The organism is Pantoea sp. M_9, from assembly GCF_008631385.1.
GTDB lineage: Bacteria > Pseudomonadota > Gammaproteobacteria > Enterobacterales > Enterobacteriaceae > Pantoea > Pantoea eucrina.
Window position 1 is genome coordinate 16,226 of sequence record NZ_VWUF01000004.1, and the last position, 20,705, is coordinate 36,930.

The 20,705-nt window shown below is 56.2% G+C and carries 23 protein-coding genes; 6 read left to right on the forward strand and 17 right to left on the reverse strand.

Annotated elements, in window-relative coordinates; genetic code table 11:
- Positions 1–177: 177 nt before the first annotated feature.
- The 4 genes from F3I15_RS08695 to sdhC are packed head-to-tail and all read right to left on the reverse strand — an operon-like array spanning position 178 to position 3,406.
- Positions 178–894, reverse strand: a complete 717-nt coding sequence (locus F3I15_RS08695) for a succinate dehydrogenase iron-sulfur subunit (protein ID WP_039383229.1) — start codon at positions 892–894, stop codon at positions 178–180.
- Positions 895–908: 14 nt separating this feature from the next.
- A complete protein-coding gene (gene sdhA / locus F3I15_RS08700; protein ID WP_150017493.1) occupies positions 909–2,675 on the reverse strand; it encodes a succinate dehydrogenase flavoprotein subunit in 1,767 nt (588 codons plus the stop codon).
- Positions 2,676–3,023, reverse strand: a complete 348-nt coding sequence (sdhD, locus tag F3I15_RS08705) for a succinate dehydrogenase membrane anchor subunit (protein ID WP_065649844.1) — start codon at positions 3,021–3,023, stop codon at positions 2,676–2,678.
- The gene (gene sdhC / locus F3I15_RS08710; protein ID WP_039383221.1) at positions 3,017–3,406 is read right to left on the reverse strand and encodes a succinate dehydrogenase cytochrome b556 subunit; all 390 of its coding nucleotides are present in this window, start codon (positions 3,404–3,406) and stop codon (positions 3,017–3,019) included. Before sdhC ends, sdhD begins: the two co-directional genes overlap by 7 nt.
- 632 nt (positions 3,407–4,038) lie before the next feature.
- On the opposite strand from sdhC, the gene F3I15_RS08715 reads away from it, so the two are divergent.
- Positions 4,039–5,322, forward strand: a complete 1,284-nt coding sequence (locus tag F3I15_RS08715) for a citrate synthase (RefSeq protein WP_039383219.1) — start codon at positions 4,039–4,041, stop codon at positions 5,320–5,322.
- Between the two features lie 71 nt (positions 5,323–5,393).
- Here the strand turns inward: F3I15_RS08715 and nei are convergent, their stop codons facing one another.
- From nei to F3I15_RS08770, 11 genes are all read right to left on the reverse strand, one after another.
- Complete coding sequence (nei, locus tag F3I15_RS08720; RefSeq protein ID WP_150017495.1) at positions 5,394–6,182, reverse strand: endonuclease VIII; 789 nt, start codon at positions 6,180–6,182, stop codon at positions 5,394–5,396.
- A gap of 12 nt (positions 6,183–6,194) precedes the next feature.
- Positions 6,195–6,842, reverse strand: coding sequence for a pyroglutamyl-peptidase I (gene pcp / locus F3I15_RS08725; protein ID WP_150017497.1), 648 nt, complete (start codon positions 6,840–6,842; stop codon positions 6,195–6,197).
- Positions 6,843–6,849: 7 nt separating this feature from the next.
- Entirely contained in the window at positions 6,850–7,866 is a 1,017-nt protein-coding gene (locus F3I15_RS08730; RefSeq protein WP_150017499.1) for a DUF979 domain-containing protein, read from the reverse strand.
- The gene (locus tag F3I15_RS08735; RefSeq protein ID WP_039383210.1) at positions 7,866–8,594 is read right to left on the reverse strand and encodes a DUF969 domain-containing protein; all 729 of its coding nucleotides are present in this window, start codon (positions 8,592–8,594) and stop codon (positions 7,866–7,868) included. The genes F3I15_RS08730 and F3I15_RS08735 overlap by 1 nt, the downstream gene beginning before the upstream one ends.
- A 58-nt stretch (positions 8,595–8,652) precedes the next feature.
- Complete coding sequence (gene pxpA / locus F3I15_RS08740) at positions 8,653–9,390, reverse strand: 5-oxoprolinase subunit PxpA (protein WP_150017501.1); 738 nt, start codon at positions 9,388–9,390, stop codon at positions 8,653–8,655.
- Positions 9,380–10,312, reverse strand: coding sequence for a 5-oxoprolinase subunit PxpC (gene pxpC, locus F3I15_RS08745; RefSeq protein WP_150017503.1), 933 nt, complete (start codon positions 10,310–10,312; stop codon positions 9,380–9,382). The genes pxpA and pxpC overlap by 11 nt, the downstream gene beginning before the upstream one ends.
- Complete coding sequence (gene pxpB, locus F3I15_RS08750; RefSeq protein ID WP_150017505.1) at positions 10,306–10,965, reverse strand: 5-oxoprolinase subunit PxpB; 660 nt, start codon at positions 10,963–10,965, stop codon at positions 10,306–10,308. The genes pxpC and pxpB overlap by 7 nt, the downstream gene beginning before the upstream one ends.
- A gap of 154 nt (positions 10,966–11,119) precedes the next feature.
- Positions 11,120–11,863 carry a type 2 GTP cyclohydrolase I gene (locus F3I15_RS08755; RefSeq protein ID WP_150017507.1) on the reverse strand — a complete coding sequence of 248 codons (744 nt, stop codon included), beginning with the start codon at positions 11,861–11,863 and terminating at the stop codon, positions 11,120–11,122.
- An 18-nt stretch (positions 11,864–11,881) separates the two neighbouring features.
- Positions 11,882–13,309 (reverse strand): deoxyribodipyrimidine photo-lyase, encoded by a 1,428-nt coding sequence (phrB, locus tag F3I15_RS08760; protein ID WP_150017509.1) that lies wholly within the window; start codon positions 13,307–13,309, stop codon positions 11,882–11,884.
- 12 nt (positions 13,310–13,321) lie between these two features.
- A complete protein-coding gene (locus tag F3I15_RS08765; protein ID WP_039383196.1) occupies positions 13,322–14,278 on the reverse strand; it encodes a 2-thiouracil desulfurase family protein in 957 nt (318 codons plus the stop codon).
- 148 nt (positions 14,279–14,426) lie between these two features.
- Positions 14,427–14,627: a YbfA family protein gene (locus F3I15_RS08770; RefSeq protein ID WP_094111652.1), complete on the reverse strand. Its 201-nt coding sequence runs from the start codon at positions 14,625–14,627 to the stop codon at positions 14,427–14,429.
- A gap of 237 nt (positions 14,628–14,864) precedes the next feature.
- Here F3I15_RS08770 and kdpE point away from each other — a divergent pair, with 237 nt between their 5' ends.
- Positions 14,865–15,539, forward strand: coding sequence for a two-component system response regulator KdpE (gene kdpE, locus F3I15_RS08775; RefSeq protein WP_150017511.1), 675 nt, complete (start codon positions 14,865–14,867; stop codon positions 15,537–15,539).
- Positions 15,540–15,579: 40 nt separating this feature from the next.
- Here kdpE and pgm read toward each other — a convergent pair whose 3' ends face one another.
- A complete protein-coding gene (gene pgm / locus F3I15_RS08780) occupies positions 15,580–17,220 on the reverse strand; it encodes a phosphoglucomutase (alpha-D-glucose-1,6-bisphosphate-dependent) (protein ID WP_039383189.1) in 1,641 nt (546 codons plus the stop codon).
- Positions 17,221–17,245: 25 nt separating this feature from the next.
- Positions 17,246–17,785, reverse strand: coding sequence for a replication initiation negative regulator SeqA (seqA, locus tag F3I15_RS08785; RefSeq protein WP_150017513.1), 540 nt, complete (start codon positions 17,783–17,785; stop codon positions 17,246–17,248).
- Positions 17,786–18,028: 243 nt separating this feature from the next.
- On the opposite strand from seqA, the gene ybfF reads away from it, so the two are divergent.
- From ybfF to fur, 4 genes are all read left to right on the forward strand, one after another.
- Positions 18,029–18,793: an esterase gene (gene ybfF / locus F3I15_RS08790; protein WP_150017515.1), complete on the forward strand. Its 765-nt coding sequence runs from the start codon at positions 18,029–18,031 to the stop codon at positions 18,791–18,793.
- Between the two features lie 158 nt (positions 18,794–18,951).
- Positions 18,952–19,227, forward strand: a complete 276-nt coding sequence (gene ybfE, locus F3I15_RS08795; protein ID WP_039383184.1) for a LexA regulated protein — start codon at positions 18,952–18,954, stop codon at positions 19,225–19,227.
- Positions 19,228–19,364: 137 nt separating this feature from the next.
- Positions 19,365–19,895 carry a flavodoxin FldA gene (gene fldA / locus F3I15_RS08800; protein ID WP_039383182.1) on the forward strand — a complete coding sequence of 177 codons (531 nt, stop codon included), beginning with the start codon at positions 19,365–19,367 and terminating at the stop codon, positions 19,893–19,895.
- 355 nt (positions 19,896–20,250) lie between these two features.
- Positions 20,251–20,697 carry a ferric iron uptake transcriptional regulator gene (gene fur, locus F3I15_RS08805; RefSeq protein ID WP_039383181.1) on the forward strand — a complete coding sequence of 149 codons (447 nt, stop codon included), beginning with the start codon at positions 20,251–20,253 and terminating at the stop codon, positions 20,695–20,697.
- Positions 20,698–20,705 lie beyond the last annotated feature (8 nt).

Sequence of the window (20,705 nt, forward strand, 5' to 3'; positions counted from 1 at the left end):
TATGAGGTTTCATTTGTTGCCGCTTTCACGGCTTGCCGTAGTGAGTTCAGCGATACGAACCTGTGCGCTACCGGCGCCGGGCCCGTAAGGGAACCTTTATAAGCGTGGTCAGCACCGCGCTTATAGAGGCTTCCATACGCTGCCGGGAACCTGAGTTCCCGGCAGGACTTCTTAGCTTTACGCCCCGCGCTGCAGCAGCATCGACTTGATATGGCCGATGGCGCGCGTCGGGTTCAGCCCTTTCGGACATACGCTCACACAGTTCATAATGCTGTGACAGCGGAATACGCTGAAAGCATCACTCAGATTGTCGAGACGCGCGTCCGTTTCCGTGTCGCGGCTGTCAATCAGGAAACGATAAGCAGCCAGCAGACCGGCCGGACCGATAAACTTATCCGGATTCCACCAGAACGACGGGCAGGAGGTTGAGCAGCAGGCGCAGAGAATACACTCATACAGGCCATCCAGGTGCTCACGCTCCGACGGGCTCTGCAGATGCTCACGCGCCGGCGGATTCTCACCGTTATTCAGCAGGAACGGTTTGATTTTCTCATACTGCGTATAGAACTGGCTCATGTCGACCACCAGGTCGCGCACAACCGGCAGACCAGGCAGCGGGCGAATCACGATCTTTTTGCTGCCGTTACCCAGTGCTGAGACCGGAGTAATGCAGGCCAGACCATTTTTGCCGTTCATGTTCAGACCATCTGAACCGCAGACACCCTCGCGGCAAGAGCGACGAAACGCCAGCGTTGGATCCTGCTCTTTCAGCCGAATCAGCGCATCCAGCAGCATCATGTCGCGCCCGTCTTCCGACTCCAGGGTGTAATCCTGCATGCGCGGCTTGTCATCGACGTCCGGGTTATAACGGTAGATTGAAAATTCGAGTTTCATCATGACCTCCGCAATTAATAGGTACGCGCTTTCGGCGGGAAGGCCGCGCGCAGTTTCGGCTGCATGTTCACCTCACGGCGCGTCATGCTTTCCGTTTGCGGAACATAGAGACTGTGACACAGCCAGTTTGCATCATCACGCTCCGGATAGTCGAAGCGGCTATGTGCGCCACGGCTTTCCGTGCGGAAGTTTGCGGCAACCGCGGTTGCATAAGCGGTTTCCATCAGGTTATCCAGCTCCAGACATTCGATACGCTGCGTATTGAAATCGGGTGAGCGGTCATCCAGACGCGCACTCTTCAGACGCTCGCGAATCGATTTCAGCTCGGCCAGGCCTTCACGCATGGCGTCACCTTCGCGGAACACCGAGAAGTTGTTCTGCATGCAGCGCTGCAGCGCTTTGCGGATTTCCACCGGATCTTCACCCGTGGTGTTATTTTCCCAGCGATTAAAGCGCGCCATGGCCGCATCGATCTCTTCCGCGGTAGCATCGCGCAGTTCGCCCTGCTCAGCGATACACTCCATCAGATGCACACCTGCTGCACGGCCAAACACCACCAGATCCAGCAGTGAGTTACCGCCCAGGCGGTTAGCACCGTGAACCGATACGCAGGCGATCTCACCGACCGCAAACAGGCCCGGGATCACTTCATCTTCGCCCTGCTCGTTCACGCGCAGCGCCTGTCCGGTTACGCGGGTCGGAATACCGCCCATCATATAGTGACAGGTTGGAATGACCGGAATCGGCTCTTTAACCGGATCGACATGCGCAAAGGTGCGCGACAGCTCAAGAATACCTGGCAGACGCGATTCAAGCACTTCAGCGCCCAGATGATCGAGCTTCAGTTTGATATGCGGACCCCACGGGCCATCGCAGCCACGACCTTCACGGATCTCAACCATCATCGAACGCGCAACAACATCGCGGCCCGCCAGATCTTTGGCGTTTGGCGCATAGCGCTCCATGAAGCGTTCGCCATGTTTGTTCAGCAGATAGCCGCCTTCCCCACGGCAGCCCTCGGTGACCAGCACGCCCGCACCCGCAATGCCGGTCGGGTGGAACTGCCACATCTCCATATCCTGCATCGGTACGCCGGCACGGATTGCCATGCCCACGCCGTCGCCGGTATTGATATGCGCGTTAGTGGTGGACTGGTAAATACGGCCCGCACCGCCGGTTGCCAGAATAGTTGCTTTCGCTTTGAAGTAGACGGTTTCACCGGTTTCAATACAGATAGCGGTACAACCCACAATCGCACCATCTGCGTTTTTCACCAGATCCAGCGCATACCATTCGGAGAAGATGGTGGTTTTGTTTTTCAGGTTCTGCTGATACAGCGTATGCAGCAGCGCGTGACCGGTACGGTCAGCGGCCGCAGCGGTACGTGCGGCCTGCTCGCCGCCAAAGTTTTTGGACTGGCCACCAAATGGACGCTGATAAACGCGGCCATCTTCTAAACGGGAGAACGGCAGTCCCATATGCTCCAGTTCCAGAATCGCTTCCGGGCCGGTTTTACACATATATTCGATCGCGTCCTGGTCACCGATGTAATCGGAACCTTTTACGGTATCGTACATATGCCATTCCCAGTTATCGTCATGGGTGTTACCCAGCGCAACGGTAATGCCGCCCTGCGCCGATACGGTATGGGAACGGGTTGGAAAAACTTTCGATAACAGGGCACAGCTCTGGCCCGACTGGGAGATTTGCAGTGCCGCGCGCATACCCGCGCCACCTGCGCCGATCACCACGGCATCAAATTCTCTGACTGGCAAATTCATTTACACACCCCACACAACAACAGTGCCATAAACGGCATACGACAACAGCGCGACCACAATAACCAGCTGCAGCAACAAACGCGGCGCCAGCGCTTTCACGTAGTCAGTCAGCACCTGCCACATACCGATCCAGCCGTGAACCAGAATGGAGAACAGCGTCAGCAGCGTAAACACTTTGGTGAAGGAGGAGGCGAAAAAGCTGCGCCAGACATCATAGGTCAGCGTGTCGGTCATGACGACAAAGCCGAGCAGATAGATGATGTAGAGCGTAATCAGAATTGCGGAAGCACGGACCAGAAGCCAGTCGTGGATACCGTTGCGTCCTAAAGCAGAAGCATTGCTTACCATACGAGGACTCCAGCCAGAATTGAGAGCACGACAGTGATAACAAAAACCGCCTGCGCGGTACGGGTTCCCACCTGCAGGGTCTCTGCGGTAAAGCCAAAATCTGCCAGCATATGACGGATACCGCTTGCCGCATGATAGGCCAGCGCGGTCAGAATGCCCCACATAATGAATTTGGCAAAGAAGCTATCCATGATGGATGCCGCCTGCTGAAAACCTTCGGGAGAGGAGAGAGAGAGACCCAGTAACCAGAGCAGAATTCCGAGAGCGACAAACGTAATCACGCCGGAGACGCGGTGGAGAATGGACGATATTGCAGTAACGGGAAACCGGATCGTCGTGAGATCCAAGTTAACAGGTCTTTGTTTTTTCACGGTTTTGCCCACACAGCTCTTTTTTATTTTGCTTCCTCCGGTCCTGAGTTGCAGCAGAGCACTGAGCGTGTTCAGACGACAACCGCCACCAAAATAGCAACATCCAGTGTTATATGAAGCGGGTAAAACGCTGGGTGGCTCCTGGTGTCAGGGTATTCCGGAGACCTGGCGGCAGTATAGGACGATCACATTCTGATTACAATTCCCCTACAATCTGTTTGGTCACATTTAAGCTAAACAGTGATCAGACTCACGATTTTCACAAAATATACATTTTTAATTATCTGATTTGACAATAGATCAACATTTCAGTTACAAACAATCGCACTAAAGCCCTATGATGCACAAAAGTTATGGGGATACACTTTCCCCTAAGCTCAAGTTATGTAACATTGCCCTAACGAGCAACATAAACCGTCAGGTTATTGGTTACCAAGAAGTTATGTCGTGACAGGATCTTTAACATCTGCGATGAGCGCCATGTCATGTCCGAATATCCTTGCCCCGGATGCCTTAGTACTGCGTAACCTCATTACGTGCAGGTTATTGCCAGGTGATAATCTGAAGCGAGTGGTGTTACGCAACATGCGAACTATTCTGGTGTCTAAAGATCCTTACTTACCCAGGCGCTATGGAGACGAAAAATGACAGATAAAAAAGTGACGCTGACCCTACAAGACAACAACACGCTTGAACTGGATGTGATGCAAGGCACGCTGGGACAGGATGTTGTTGACGTCCGCGCCCTTGGCTCACAAGGCCTGTTTACATTTGACCCCGGCTTTACCTCTACCGCGTCGTGTGAATCCAAAATAACGTTTATTGATGGTGATGAAGGCATTCTGCTGCATCGCGGTTTCCCGATTGATCAGCTGGCGACCCACTCAAATTATCTGGAAGTCTGTTATATCCTGCTGTACGGCGAAGCGCCTACCCAGGAGCAGTTCAAAGAGTTCTGCACGACCGTTACCCGTCACACCATGATCCACGAGCAGATTACCCGTCTGTTCCACGGTTTCCGTCGTGACTCACACCCGATGGCCGTTATGTGCGGCGTAACCGGTGCGCTGGCCGCGTTCTATCACGACTCGCTGGATGTAAACATCGAGCGCCATCGCGAAATCGCTGCGTTCCGCCTGCTGTCGAAAATGCCTACCATGGCAGCCATGTGTTACAAATATTCTATCGGTCAGCCTTTTGTTTATCCGCGTAACGACCTCTCCTATGCCGGTAACTTCCTGCATATGATGTTTGCCACACCGTGTGAAGAGTACAAAGTGAATCCGGTGCTTGAGCGCGCGATGGACCGTATTCTGATCCTGCACGCCGATCATGAACAGAACGCTTCCACCTCTACTGTACGTACCGCAGGGTCATCCGGGGCTAACCCGTTTGCCTGTATCGCGGCCGGTATCGCCTCACTCTGGGGACCGGCACATGGCGGCGCCAACGAAGCTACCCTGCGTATGCTGGAAGAGATCAGCACCGTAGAGCACATTCCGGAGTTTGTGCGCCGTGCTAAAGATAAGAATGACTCATTCCGCCTGATGGGCTTTGGTCACCGCGTTTACAAGAATTACGATCCGCGCGCCACCGTGATGCGTGAGACCTGCCATGAAGTGCTCAATGAGCTGGGTATGAAAGATGACCTGCTGGAAGTGGCGATGGAGCTGGAACACATTGCGCTGAACGACCCCTACTTTATCGAGCGTAAACTCTATCCAAACGTCGATTTCTACTCCGGCATCATTCTGAAAGCGATGGGCATTCCTTCCTCAATGTTTACCGTGATCTTTGCGATGGCGCGTACCGTTGGCTGGATTGCGCACTGGAAAGAGATGCACGATGAAGGCATGAAAATTGCCCGTCCGCGTCAGCTCTATACCGGTTACACCGAGCGTCCGTTTGAGTCAGCGCTGAAAAAATAAGCGCCGTCACGCCATAAAAAAGGGCAGATTCTTCTGCCCTTTTCTTTTGCCCGCAATCTGCCCGCGTCTGACTACAGCTGGCACCCCGGACACCAGTAAAAAGGACGTGATGAGAGCACGCCTTTCTCAATCAGCGTACCGCAGCGCCGGCACTTTTTGCCCTGCCGGTGAAAGACTTCAAAGCGAAACGCCGCCTCTTCATGATACTTCTTCATGCTGCCACGCATTTTGTAAGAGAGACGCGGGATCGCCAGCAGTGCGTCACTGAGCCTGTCGAGCTGAACGTCGTCCAGATCCTGCGCCCGGTGCTGCGCGCGCAGGCCGGCGTGCCACAGGATCTCAACCCGCAGATAGTTACCCAGTCCGGCCAGAAAAGCCTGGTCGAGCAGCAGGCCGCTGAACTGCCGGCGCCGGAACCGCGGCGAAAGCAGGCGCTCGCGCACCTCCGCCACGGTCAGCGTGGCATCCAGCACATCCGGCCCGACGCGCTGCAGAAACGGGTGTGCACCGAGCGTGTCCGCATTCAGCAGCTCAATATCAGACGCGCTGTAAAGCAGAATAGCTTTATCGGCGCTCTCCAGCCGCACCCGCAGCTGTCGGGTGGTCGCGGGCTGCGTGCCTGCGGCCACGACCCGCCAGACGCCGTAGAGCTGATTGTGACTGTAAAGCGTCAGGCCATTAGAGAAGTGGGTCAGCAGCGCCTTACCGCGCGTTTCAATGGCGTTAACCGTTTCGCCCAGCAAGGCGGGCTCATAGGTTTTCAGCGATGGAAAAGCAAACCACACATCGGTAAGGGGCTTGCCCACGATAGCGGCTTCCAGCTGATCCGCCGCCCGGCGGATCTCCGGTCCCTCTGGCATACAGACTCCTGATTAGTGTGTTGCGCCACCCGCAACACGGATGTCGTCATGGGTGTTCATCATGACCTGAATGGCGATTTCCAGCGCCTGCGTCACGCTGCTAACAGACATGCTGGGCGCACCAGGATGATTCACCGCCTGCTGCGGCATCCAGGGAATGTGCATAAATCCGCCGCGTGCCGGGCTGCCGTGGGTATGCAACCAGTGCAGCAGAGAGTACATCACGCTGTTACAGGTAAAGGTGCCGGCCGTTTGCGAAACCGAGGCGGGAATGCCCGCCTCCCGCAGCGAGGCGACTATCGCTTTAATGGGCAGCGTGGCAAAGTAGGCCGCCGGACCTCCTGCTACGACCGGCTCATCCACGGGCTGCTGCTGCTGGTTATCGGGGATACGCGCATCGTGAATATTGATCGCTACCCGCTCCAGCGTAATATCGCAGCGCCCGCCCGCCTGCCCCACGCAGAGAACGCCATCGGGCTGCAGCGTGGTCAGCGCGTCAGTCAGCACCGCACCGCAGGTTGCAAACACCACCGGCAGCTGGCGTACCACCACCCGCACGCCAGCCAGCGTTTTACCGTCAAAGTCGCGTACCGCCTCCCAGGAAGGATTGAGACGCTCACCGCCAAACGGCTCAAAAGCCGTTAACAACACCGTTTTCATTACTGCCTCACAAAAACATCAGGAAGTAGAGCAGGAAAATATTCACTAACAAGAGTAGTACACCGGTAGGAACCTGAGCCTTGATCACCGCATTCCGATCCGGCAGCTCCAGCAGGCGCGCGGGCACGATGTTGAAGTTTGCTGCCATCGGTGTCATCAGCGTGCCGCAGTAGCCGGAAAACATGCCGATCGCCGCCATGACGGCCGGGTTGCCGCCATGCTGCAGGACCAGAATCGGAATGCCGACGCCGGCCGTCACAATCGGGAACGCGGCAAAGGCGTTGCCCATCACCATCGTCAGCAGCGCCATTCCTCCGGCATAGACCGCCACCGCAATCAGCCGGTTATCCACCGCCAGATAGTGTTCAGTGAGGTGCGAAATCGCGCTGCCGACACCGGCGCTGGTAAACAGCAACCCCAGCGTGGCGAGGATCTGCGGCAGAATAAACGCCCAGCCTACCGCATCCAGCAGGCGCCGTGTCTCCTGCATCGACTGCAGCGGTTTTTCCCGCGTAAACGCCAGCGCAATCAGCCAGCCCAGAATACAGCCCACCATCATTGAAAACAGCGTCACCAGCGTAGCGTGGTTACCCGCGCCAAACACCTGTTCCTGCAGGCCGGGAATATGATTAAACGCCAGTACGCCAATCACCGTAACCAGCGGTATCGCCAGCGCGGGTAAGAACAGCTTATTGCCCAGCCGTCTGGCGCTGGCCTGTTTCTCTGCCTCAGTACGCTGATGATAGCGCCCGAGGCGCACCCCGCCACAGCCAGCGATCAGCGCCATCACAACCACGACCACCCCGGTGGCGATATGCAGCCAGCGGCGGCCCAGCTCAGCGTCACCGGCCCACTGCCCCGCCAGCTGATAAGCGCCATCACCAATCAGAAAAATCAGGCCATAGAGCGCCCAGAAAAGACCGGTTGTCAGACGACGCGGATTGGCGCGGTCTCCCCAGGAGAGCAGCGCAACCACCAGCAGAATCGCCCCTGCCAGCCACATCAGATATTGTTGCTGAAACATTACTTCTCCTCCCTGGCGTGCAGCGCCTGCTGATTCAGCGCACCCAGCTCACGCGACAGCTGACGATCCAGCCGCACCAGACGAGCCGAGTGGATAAGAAAGGCGCACAGCGCGGTCGGGATACCCCACAGTGCAATATGCAGCGGCTCGGTGGTAATGCCCGCTGATTCCTGCATAAAGTTATGCATAAAGATAATCGCGCCAAACGCGACAAAGATATCCTCACCAAAGAAAAGACCGACGTTATCCGTCGCGGCAGACATGGCGCGCAGCCGGTGACGTATCTCTGGCGAAACCTCACCGTAGCGGTTTTCCGTCGCCCCTTCCGCCATTGGTGCCAGCAGCGGACGCACCATCTGCGGATGGCCGCCAAGACTGGTCAGCCCGAGCGCAGCAGTTGCTTCGCGCACAAACAGGTAAACGATAAGCAGACGGCCGGCGGTGGCAGTTTTGATCTGCGCAATCCAGCTCTGGGCACGCTCTTTCAGCCCGTGGCGTTCCAGCAATCCGATTACCGCCAGCGGCAGCAGCAGGATCAGCGGCAGATTGCGCGTATTGAGAAAGCCGGAACCGAGTTTTTCCAGAATGTCGCCGAGTGGCATCTGCGCCGCAAGACCGGTGACAAAGCCCGCGACGATCACCACCAGCACCGGATTAAAGCGTAATAAAAAACCAATAATAATGGCCAGGATCCCCAGCAGGGGCCAGAGGTTGACAACGTTCTCCATGATTTTCCTCACTGAAAACAAAAAGCCCGGCCATAGCAGGCCGGGCGAAAAAGGGACGTTATGCGCTGCTGACAGCAATCTGCTCAGCAGCAAACGCGGCACGCAGCGTGCGGGCAAACTGCAGCGCGTGTGCGCCATCGCCGTGCAGACAGACCGTCTCCGCGTTGACGGCGACCCACTCACCGCTCACGCTTTGCACCTGCTGCTGCTTTACCATAGTCAGCGTCTGCGCCAGCGCCTGACCGGCATCATCAATCAGCGCGCCTGGCTGGCTGCGCGGCACCAGCGCCCCGCTTGCCAGATAGCCCCGATCGGCAAACACCTCTTCGCGGGTGCGCAGGCCATACCGGGCGCCTGCCGCAATCAGCTCGCTGCCTGCCAGGCCAACCAGAATGAGCTGAGCATCCACCGCCCGTACTGCCCGGGCAATCGCGTCAGCGAGCTGCGGATCGGCGGCAGCCTGGTTATAGAGCATGCCGTGCGGCTTAACGTGAAACAGCCGCGCGCCTTCACTTTCCGTCATGCTTTTCAGCGCGCCAATCTGATAGATCATCTGGGCATAGACTGTCTCCGGCGGCAGCTGCATCGCCGTGCGGCCGAAATTCTCGCGGTCGGGAAAGCCCGGATGGGCGCCAATCGCCACCCCTGACGCATTGGCCCAGCGCACCGACTGCAGCATGGTCTGCGCATCACCGGCGTGAAAACCGCAGGCGATATTGGCAGAACTTACCAGCGTCAGCAGTTCCCGATCGCTGCTGCTGCCTTCGCCGAGATCGGCATTCAGATCAATTTTCATGCGTAAGCCCCCAGGCTATCTGATCCAGCGCGCGCTGCTGCTGCTGTTTCGCCAGCAGCGCCTCCTCCAGCGTGCAGGGAATAAAGTGAATCGGTTCGCCGAGCCTGATTTGCGCCAGCTGATAAATATCCGCCTCGATAATGCAGGCGATCCGCGGATAGCCGCCGGTGGTCTGTGCATCCGCCATCAGCACAATAGGCTGGCCGTTTGGCGGCACCTGCACCACGCCAGGCACCAGACCATGTGAGAGCAAATCGCGCGTGGCGGTCCGCTGCAGGCTGTCGCCCTGCAGGCGATATCCCATACGGTTACTCTGCGGGCTGAGTTTCCACGGGTTACGCCAGAATGCCTCCTGCGCCTCCTGGGTAAATTCGCTATATTCCGGACCCGGCAGCGCACGAATGCGGTTTCCCCACAGCAGCTGGCGCACACCCGCCGGCTGGCTGAAGTGGCGGGTTGGCTCGCCCAGCGGCAGACGATCGCCATCCTGCAGCCTGCGGCCCTGCCAGCCGCCAAACGCAGCTTTCAGATCGGTGCTGTGCGAGCCCAGCATTTCTGCTACCGCAAACCCGCCGTTTACCGCCAGATAACTGCGCATGCCGCTGGTTGGCATGGATAGCGTAAGCACCTGACCACGCTGCACCGGCAGGCGCCATCCGGTCCAGACCGGCTTGCCATCCAGCTCAGCGTTACAGGCGGCTCCCGTCAGCGCAAACCAGCCGTCGCGCTGAAACTCCGCCCTGAACTGACCCAGCACAATCTCCAGTACCGCGCTGTTCTCGCTGTTACCCACCAGCATATTTGCGGTACGCATGGAGGGTTCATCCAGCGCACCGCTCAGGCTGACGCCCAGCTGACGCCAGCCGTGCCGCCCGCGATCCTGTACCGAAGTCATTAGGCCGGCGCGTAAAATATTCAGCATATGCCCTCCTTCTGCGGCACAAACCGCACGCGATCCCCGGGACGCATCAGCGTGGGCGGCTGCTTAAGCGGATCAAACAGGCTAAGTGGCGTATGGCCAATCAGCTGCCAGCCGCCGGGGGCAGCCAGCGGATAGATACCGGTCTGACTGCCGCCAATCCCCACTGAACCAGCCGGGACAGCCACGCGCGGCTCGGCGCGACGCGGCGTATGCAGTCGCGTATCCAGGCCGCCCAGATAGGGAAAACCAGGCTGGAAGCCAAGAAAGTAGACAATGTAATCTGCGCTGCTGTGCAGCTCTACCACCTGCGGCGGCGTCAGCCCGGCGCGATCTGCCACTTCTGACAGATCGGGTCCGGCGCTGCCGCCATACACCACCGGGATCTCAATCAGCCGGGGATTATTTTGCGGCTGCTCTTCACTCTCTTCCCACCAGCGCTGCAGACGCTCTATGGCGTCCTGCGCATCGATTTGTGACTCGCGCAGTATCAGCGTGAGGTTGTTCATGCCGGGGATCGCCTCCTGCACCTGCTCATCCTGCTGCAGTCGCTCACATAATCCCCAGATGCGCTGCTGACTGGCGAGCGAAACCGGCGGCGCCAGTTCCAGTACCACCGCCCGCTCTCCCAGTAAATAACAACGTGCCTGTTGCAAAACCCACCTCCCGATCGTGAATAACGCGCGCCGGCAGACGTGCTGCGGCACGATAAACCTTTCACATAGCTGCTCAGGTTCAATAGGTTATGCAAAAGTGGCGGAGATGTGTCAACCAGTTTGCGCCCGGCGAGCGGACGCAGAGAGAGAAAAATCAGGCAGGATTGTCGATATCAATAAAGGTAACATCGAGGTGGTGATGCTGCGCCAGCCACTCACCCAGCGCTTTGATACCGTCGCGCTCGGTCGCGTGATGGCCCGCAGCGAAAAAGTGCAGCCCCTGTTCGCGCGCGCTGTGAATGGTCTGCTCAGAGACTTCGCCCGTAATAAAGGCGTCAACGCCGGCCGCGGCCGCGCTGTCGATAAAGCCCTGACCACCGCCGCTGCACCAGGCCACGCGTTTGATCAGCGCGGGTGCGTTATCACCGCAGTGCAGCGGCGTGCGTCCCAGGCGCTGCGCGATTTTTTCTGCCAGGTCGCTGCCGCTGAGCGGCGTGCGCAGCTCACCCCAGGGCAGCAGCGGCTCGATTTCACCCCTGACGTCGATATCAAACAGGCGCGCCAGCTGTGCGTTATTTCCCAGCTGTGGATGCGCATCCAGCGGCAGATGCCAGCCATAGAGATTAATATCGTTAGCCAGCAGCGTGCGCAGACGCTGTCGTTTCATGCCTTTTATTGCCGGGGCTTCGTTTTTCCAGAAGTAGCCGTGGTGTACCAGAACGGCATCTGCATTCCGCTTTACCGCTTCATCCAGCAGCGCCTGGCAGGCGGTAACGCCGGTAACCACTCTCCTGACTTCACTGCGTCCCTCAACCTGCAGTCCGTTAGGCGCGTAGTCGCTAAACGCGCTGCTGTTTAGCTGCTGGTTAACGATCTTTTCCAGCTCAATGTTATTCATAAAGGCTCCGTAATCGCCTCAGGCCGCGCCACGTGCGCGTTCAAAAGCGTCTAATGTCTTTTTGCGTGCCGCCTTATGTTCCACGATCGGCTGGGGATAATCGAGTTTCTTGTTGTTTTTCTTCGCCCAGACGTGCGGCTGATGAATATCGCTGTCGGGCACCTCTTTCAGCTCAGGCAGCCACTGCCGGATAAATGCGCCCTGCTTATCGAACCGTTCACCCTGGGTTGTCGGGTTAAAGATACGGAAATAGGGAACGGGATCGGTGCCGGTAGAGGCTGCCCACTGCCAGCCGCCGTTGTTGGCAGCGAAATCACCGTCAATCAGCTGTTCCATAAAGTAGCGCTCGCCCTGCCGCCAGTCGATAAGCAGATCTTTTACCAGAAAGCTGGCGGTGATCATGCGCAGCCGGTTGTGCATCCAGCCAATGCTGTTCATCTGGCGCATACCTGCATCGACGATGGGATAGCCGGTTTTGCCCGCTTTCCAGGCGTCAAAATGAGCGCTGTCTTTCTGCCAGCTGACGTGATGAGTCCAGTCGATAAACGGCTGATGTTTACAGAGCGCCGGATAGGCCACGATCAGATGGCGATAGAATTCCCGCCAGATCAGCTCACTGATCCAGGTAAAGGCTTTTCCTCCTTTCAGCGCATCAGCATGCTCTTTCACAATCCGGTGCAGACACTGCCGGGGTGAGAGTACGCCGGTTGAGAGATAGGCTGACAGCTGGCTGGTCCCGTCGCTGGCAGGCGTATCGCGCTCTGAGGGATAATCCAGCACCGGCTGTCTGGCAAACGCGCGCAGGCGTTTCAACGCCGCCTGTTCGCCGGCGGGAAAGAGCTTTTCATCGGGTTTTTCAGTCGGATAATCAAATGCGGGGATCTTTTTCAGGTTTTTCAGCGGAGCATCACCGCGTGCGGCAGGAGCGCTATGGCACTCTGGCAGCCCCTGCTGCAGCCGTTTTACAAACGCTTTGCTGAACGGCGTGAAGACTTTGAACGTCGTATTATTGCCGGTCTGCACGCTGCCCGGCGGCAGCAGCAGGCTGTCATCAAATCCCTGACAGGTAATGCCCTGCTCATCCAGCTGCTTTTCGACGGCAGCGTCGCGCTCGCGCTCGTTAATTTCATACTGATAGTTGTAAAACAGCGCATCCACCCGATGCGTTTTGCAGAAGTCGCTCAGATAATCAACTGAAGCAGCAAAATCATCGCACTGATGAAAATGCAGCGGAATGCCGCGTTCCGCCAGCGCCTGCTGCAGCTCGCACAGATTCTGATGAATAAAGGTCGCCTGTTTTGCTGACATGCTGTGCTGCCGCCACTGTTTCGGCGTGGCGATAAACAGCGCCATGACGTCAGCTTTTTTATCATGACACGCTGCCGCCAGCGCGCTGTTATCGTTAATACGCAGATCGTTGCGCAGCCAGAGCAGGTGTGTGGTCATGGGGCCTTGTCCTTATTGTCCGTAACGCAGGCGCAGTGCTTCCGGGTAGGGATCGAAATAGCGCTGCTGCGCCAGCCAGGGATGCGGATACTCAGCCATGTAGTGTTTCAGCATGGTGATAGGAGCCAGCAGCGGCTGAACGCCACAGCGATAGCGATCGATCAGCTGCGCCAGTTCCTGACGCTGAGGAGAGCTGAGTTTTGGCCGGAAATAGCCCTGTACATGCATCAGCACATTAGTGTGATTGCGGCGCGATGCGCGATGCGACATCAGCTGCATCAGCCGGTTGCGGTACTCAAACGCATACTCCTCCAGCGACGCCCATTTATCCATAGCGGCCACGAAGCGTCCCAGTTCGCGATAGGCATCCTGCGCGTGCGACAGCAGCAGCAGTTTATACCGGCTGTGAAAGGCGATCAGTTTGTGCCGCGTCAGTCCACTGCGCCACATTTCGTTAAACTCATGCAGCGCAAATACGCGCCCGGTGAAATTTTCGCGCAGAACCGGATCGTGCAGGCGGCCATCCTCTTCCAGCGGCAGCCAAGGCATCTCCTGCTGCAAAAAAGAGGTGAAGATGCCGATGCCCGATTTGCGATTATTGTTTGTGGCAGGATCGTAAACGCGCACCCGCTCCAGACCGCAGCTGGGTGATTTGGCGCAGAGAATATAGCCGCAAAGATGGTGCAGCGATTTGACACGCTCCGCTGACCAGCTGCGCATTTCGCTGGTGACTTCCTGATTATCATCTTTGCTGAAACAGATATGGATCTGATCGTCGCCCTGCTTCACCAGTCTCAATGCCGGACGCGGTGTGGGCAGGCCGATAGCCATCTCAGGACAGACCGGCTCATAGCGCACAAATTGCGCGAGTTCGTCCGTTGCAAAGGCAAAACGCTTGTGGCCGCCATCAAATCGGACGCTATCCCCGAGCAGGCAGGCACTGATGCCGACAGGAATTTTCTCGCTCATACTTGTACAACCTCCAAAATCTTGTAGAGGTTTAAGTGTAGCGCAAATGGCGATGAATGGCAGGATATAGCAGGCGCTATAAGCAAAATTTTGTCAAAAAAAGCGGGCGCTTCGGGTAAAAGCGTCCGCCTCGGTCAGAAAAATTCTGTTACCAGTAAATACCGCCTGCCACCTCGGACTGCGCCAGCCATACCGGCTTGGTACTGGTTTTGCACCAGATACGGTGCAGGTAGCTATAAAAACGCGCACGATCGCGGCGAAATAGCATAAAAGGAAGTGCCGCAACGCCTGCAATCAGCACCAGCGTGCGCCGTATAACGATTTTTGGCAGTGAATAGCGTTTATCCATTGCGTTCCTCCTGAGCAATCTGTTGTAAAGTGTGATCTACCGCAAATACTACGCCTGACTGCTCACTTTTGCTACTCATCAGACCACTTATTCTGAACTTTTTTTAGCCGTTTTCCCGTTCCGCAGAATGGCGTTACAACGGTGTGAATAACGGGTTATTTTACTGTGGTAAATCGCTGCGCGGACGCCGCTGCGGTTTATTGCTAAAGTAGAGAAAACCGTGTCGCAGGAGCCCACGTGACAACCATTTTGATTGTGGAAGATGAAAAAGAGATCCGCCGTTTTGTACGCCTGGCGTTAGAGAGCGAAGGCGTAAAAATTGTCGAAGCTGAACAACTGCAGCGTGGTCTGATTGAAGCGGCAACGCGCAAGCCCGATCTGGCGATCCTCGATCTCGGTCTGCCTGACGGTGATGGCATCGCGTTTATTCGCGAAGTACGCCAGTGGAGCACGATGCCGGTTATTGTGCTTTCAGCCCGCAGTGACGAGCAGGATAAGATCGCAGCGCTGGACGCAGGTGCGGATGATTATCTGACCAAACCGTTTGGCATTGGCGAACTGCTGGCCAGGGTGCGGGTGGCTTTACGTCGTCATCAGGGCAGTCAACCCGATGCGCGCGTGCTGTTTGGTGAAGTCTGCGTTGACCTGGCTGCACGCCGCATCACCCGCCGCGGCCAGGAAGTGCATCTGACGCCAACCGAGTTTCGCCTGCTCAGTCTGCTGCTGAATAACGCCGGCAAGGTGCTGACGCAGCGCCAGCTGCTGAATCAGGTCTGGGGACCCAATGCGGTGGAACACAGCCACTATCTGCGCATCTATATGGGCCACCTGCGTCAGAAGCTCGAAGAAAATCCGACGCAGCCTGCTCACCTGCTGACGGAAACCGGTATCGGCTACCGTTTTATGCCATAAAAAAAGGGCCGCAGCAGCGGCCCTTTTCACGGTATCACTCTCAGGCGTTCTTCAGAACTTCGCTGACAATTTCCACCGCTTCTTTCTCAATCAGCTCGCGATGCTCAGCGCCAAGGAAGCTTTCGCAGTAAATCTTGTAAGCATCTTCAGTGCCGGACGGACGCGCGGCAAACCAGCCGTTCTCCGTCATGACTTTCAGTCCGCCAATGGATGCGCCGTTACCCGGAGCGGCCGTCAGGCGTGCAGTGATCGGATCGCCCGCCAGCGTATCAGCGCTGACCATTTCTGGTGACAGCTTTGACAGCGCGGCTTTCTGAGCCGAGGTCGCCGACGCCTGCAGACGATTGTAGCTTGGCGCGCCAAAGCGCTCTGCCAGCTCATCATAATGCTGCTGCGGATTTTTTCCGGTCACCGCTGTAATTTCAGCGGCCAGCAGGCAGAGAATGATGCCATCTTTATCCGTGGACCAGGCTGAACCATCAAAACGCAGGAAAGATGCCCCCGCGCTCTCTTCGCCGCCAAAGCCAAAGCTGCCGTCGAACAGACCATCAACGAACCACTTAAAGCCCACCGGTACTTCTACCAGCTTGCGACCGATATCATTAACCACGCGGTCAATCATCGCGCTGGAGACCAGCGTTTTGCCCACGGCAACATCACTGCCCCACTGCGGACGATGCTGGAAAAGATAGTTGATAGCGACGGCCAGGTAGTGGTTAGGATTCATCAGGCCAGCTGGCGTGACAATACCGTGACGGTCATAATCGGGATCGTTGCCGAAGGCCAGATCAAACTTGTCTTTATATGCCAGCAGACCCGCCATCGCGCACTCTGATGAACAGTCCATGCGCACCACGCCATCTTTATCCAGATGCATAAAGCGGAAGGTCTGGTCGATAGCGTCATTAACGATGGTCAGATCGAGGTTGTAATGCTCAGCGATACGCTGCCAGTAAGCCATACCTGAGCCGCCAAGCGGATCTACGCCAATTTTCAGTCCCGCTTTCTGAATCGCCGGGAAGTCGATAACCTGCGCCAGTCCTTCAACATAAGGCTGAATCAGATCCTGCTCGACAATGTGGCCGCTCTGCCACGCCTGATCCAGCGGCAGACGTTTCACATCCTGCAGACCGCCTTTGATCAGCTGGTTAGCGCGATCTTCCACCACTTTTGTGACGTTGGTATCAGCCGGCCCACCGTTTGGCGGATTGTATTTAATGCCGCCATCTTCCGGTGGATTGTGTGAAGGGGTGATCACAATGCCGTCAGCCTGCGCGCCGCCGCGTTTGTTATGCTCCAGAATAGCATTGGAGATAGCGGGCGTTGGCGTGTAGCCGTTATCCTGCTGCACGATGACATCTACACCGTTCGCCGCCAGCACTTCCAGTACTGACAGAATAGCGGGCTCAGAGAGCGCGTGCGTATCTTTGCCCACGTAGCATGGACCCGTGATACCGTTCTTTTTGCGCTCTTCGGCGATCGCCTGTGCGATAGCCAGAATGTGCTCTTCATTGAAGCTGTGACGTCCCGCGCTGCCGCGGTGGCCAGATGTGCCAAATTTCACCGCATGGTCCGGGTTAGCCGCATCCGGCTTCAGGACGTAATACTGCGAGGTTAATTGTGCAACGTTAATCAAATCGCTCTGCTGGGCAGGCTGCCCGGCACGGGGGTGATTGGCCATTGGCGCTTCTCCCTGACGCTTCAGTTTAAATGGTGCCGCAAACTTTCTCTGTCAGCTCCGGAGGGAACTGCATAGCCAGCATGATGTGCTCCACCATGCTGCATTTACGGCCTGTATTGGTGTTTGTGATGACCCAGTAAGGTGTACCTGGCACATGCTTGGGTTTGGTATGCGTGCCATTTTGCAGCAGCGTATGCTCATCACCGGCAAAATAGACGCGCGTACGTCCCTGCAGCGATGCGGTAGCATCGGCGAATGCATCAGGATCGAGACGATAGAGCGTTGACAAAATCAGCATAAAGCGGTTAACCGCTTTTTTCTGCTCGGCATACTCATCTGACAGCATCAGCTCGCGCATGGCACGCACGCGGTCCTGCGGACGCGCTTCAGGCTCTGCTGCTGTCGCCTCTTTTACCGGGGCCGTCACTGCTGGCGCTGCTGCAGCGCGCGAGCTGGCGGTAAATTTCAGCATGCGACGCAGTATGTCTGAGGCGCTTTCACCGATGTGCTGCGTGTGGCTGGCAATATAACGGTAGAGTTCTTCGTCAACTTCAATCGTTTTCATCTTATTCCGTACGAGTCTGGCAACTAGCAGAATCCCGCATTCTGCAACGCCCTTACCGGTAGCGGGCACGCAGAGAGCCTGGGATCTGACATATTGATTATAAAGTTAAATCCGCAATAGCTGATAGCGCTGGCAACGTTTACGGGCAAAAGTCAGAATATGCCCTAATACCTGGCGACCGCCACCCGGACAGGTAGAATCATGATACCCTAACCCACGCTCTCAACTGTAAGAACTTTAGCCATGATTTTGAATGCCCGTCTGCAAACTGCACAATCTGATTCTCACAGCGCACCGGTTTTACTTATCCATGGTCTGTTTGGCAGCCTGGATAACCTTGGCGGGCTGGCACGTGGCGTAGCCGATGCACGTACTACGCTGCAGGTCGATGTGCGCAATCACGGTTTATCGCCGCGCAGCAATAGCATGAGCTATGCTGCAATGGCGCAGGATATGGTGGATACGCTGGATGCACAGCAGATCTCGCAGGTTGATGTGATTGGCCACTCGATGGGAGGCAAGATCGCTATGGCACTAAGTGCGCTGGCGCCTGAACGCGTTGGCAAGCTGGTGCTGATTGATATCGCTCCCGTCGACTATCAGACGCGCCGGCATGATGAGATCTTTGCAGCGATTCGCGCGGTCTCCGCAGCCGGCGTGACGCGCCGCAGTGAAGCCGCAGCGGTGATGCGACAGTTTATCCCTGAAGAGGGGATCATTCAGTTTATCCTGAAGTCCTTTGCTGAAGGAGAGTGGCGGTTCAACGTGCCGGTATTATGGGATAACTACGCGACGATATCGGGCTGGGAACCTATTCCCCCCTCGGCTCACCCGGCGCTGTTTATTCGCGGCGGCGACTCTCCGTATCTGGATAACCACTATCGGGCCCCGCTGCTGGCTCAGTTTCCTGAGGCGCGGGCGCAGGTCATTGCCGGTGCCGGGCACTGGGTGCATGCAGAGAAACCTGATGCCGTATTACGTGCCGTACGGCGCTTTTTTACACTCTGAAAGCAAAAGCTTATTGCGCTATGTTTAAGATTGGCGTCCCGTCTGACGCTGGAGTATGATGTCGCGCTAAAATTTTGCCGCGGTGGTTACACACTGTGGCTGGCCGATAATGTGTTTAATCGCGCGGCGCCGTTCGCGCCCACTCAGTTTCGCAAATCATGGCAAAAGAACAGACAGACCGTACCACGCTTGATCTCTTTGCAGACGAGCGACGACCGGGCCGCCCGAAAACCAGCCCGCTGTCGCGCGATGAGCAGTTGCGCATTAATAAGCGCAACCAGCTTAAACGCGATAAGGTTCGTGGGCTACGGCGCGTAGAGCTCAAAATGTCCGGCGAAGCGGTTGACGCGCTCAATACGCTGGCTGAGCAGCAAAATATCAGTCGCAGCGAGCTGATTGAGCAGATGCTGCTGACGCAGCTCAAACTCATATAATTTATGCAGACCGCACACAGGAACACAAACTCTGCGCTTTGCGCGTTCCGCGCTTTTTCAGGGTCTGCTATCATTCGCTTATCTGTATAGTCTGTTGACTTACTCTCACATTCAGGATTTAAGAGGTTACCTAACCCATGGCAATCGTAGGCATTTTCTTCGGCAGCGATACCGGCAACACTGAAAACATTGCAAAGATGATCCAGAAACAACTGGGTAAAGATGTCGCCGAAGTGCATGACATTGCTAAGAGCACGAAAGAAGATCTGGAAGCGTTTGATATCCTGCTGCTGGGTATTCCTACCTGGTATTATGGTGAAGCGCAGTGCGACTGGGATGATTTTTTCCCGACGCTGGAAGAGATTGACTTCAATGGCAAGCTGGTTGCGCTGTTTGGCTGTGGTGACCAGGAAGATTACGCTGAGTACTTCTGCGATGCGCTGGGTACAATTCGCGACATTATTGAGCCAAATGGCGCAATTATCGTGGGTCACTGGCCTGTTGAAGGTTACCACTTTGAAGCCTCCAAAGGCCTGGCTGATGAGAAGCATTTCCTCGGGCTCGCCATCGATGAAGATCGTCAGCCAGAGCTGACAAATGCGCGCGTCGAGGGCTGGGTGAAGCAGATTTTTGATGAGCTGCAGCTCAAAGAAATTATTGAGGCATAATGTGTTGCCGTTACCCGATGCAGGCGCGGTTAACATCGGGTAACGGAATTGCCTATAAAAATAATAGCTACGCTTTTTTAACTTTTCCCTGCAATTCTGTAGAATACCCGCAACGGTTAACGGCTTATTCCTCTGTCAGCAGGCTGAGGCTGAGTGAACTGAGAACCCAGCACTGTATAATCCCGCCGGCGACAGCAAGAGCTTACTCCCGCCTCTGGTGATTTCTTTAACATTTGCCTGGTTTCTATTCGCCTGTCCCGGTTCTATAATGAGACGCAAATGAGAATGCGCGTTAACCACACATTCAAGGCTGTTAAGCCGCAAATGACTAGCAAAGTAACAGGACAATATCCGCATGACTGACAACAATTCCGCATTGAAAAAGGCTGGCCTGAAAGTCACGCTGCCCAGATTAAAGATTCTGGAAGTGCTTCAGGAACCCCAGTGCCATCACGTCAGCGCGGAAGATTTGTACAAACGCCTGATCGATATGGGCGAAGAGATTGGTCTGGCCACGGTATATCGCGTTCTGAACCAGTTTGACGACGCGGGCATTGTAACCCGTCATAACTTCGAAGGCGGCAAGTCCGTTTTTGAATTAACGCAGCAGCAGCATCACGATCATCTTATCTGCCTGGACTGCGGTAAAGTGATTGAGTTCAGCGATGAGTCGATCGAAACGCGCCAGCGCGAAATCGCGACCCGCCACGGTATCAAGCTCACCAACCATAGCCTCTATCTGTATGGTCACTGCGAAGTGGGTGACTGCCGGGAAGATGAAACGCTGCATAACGATAAATAACGCAGTTA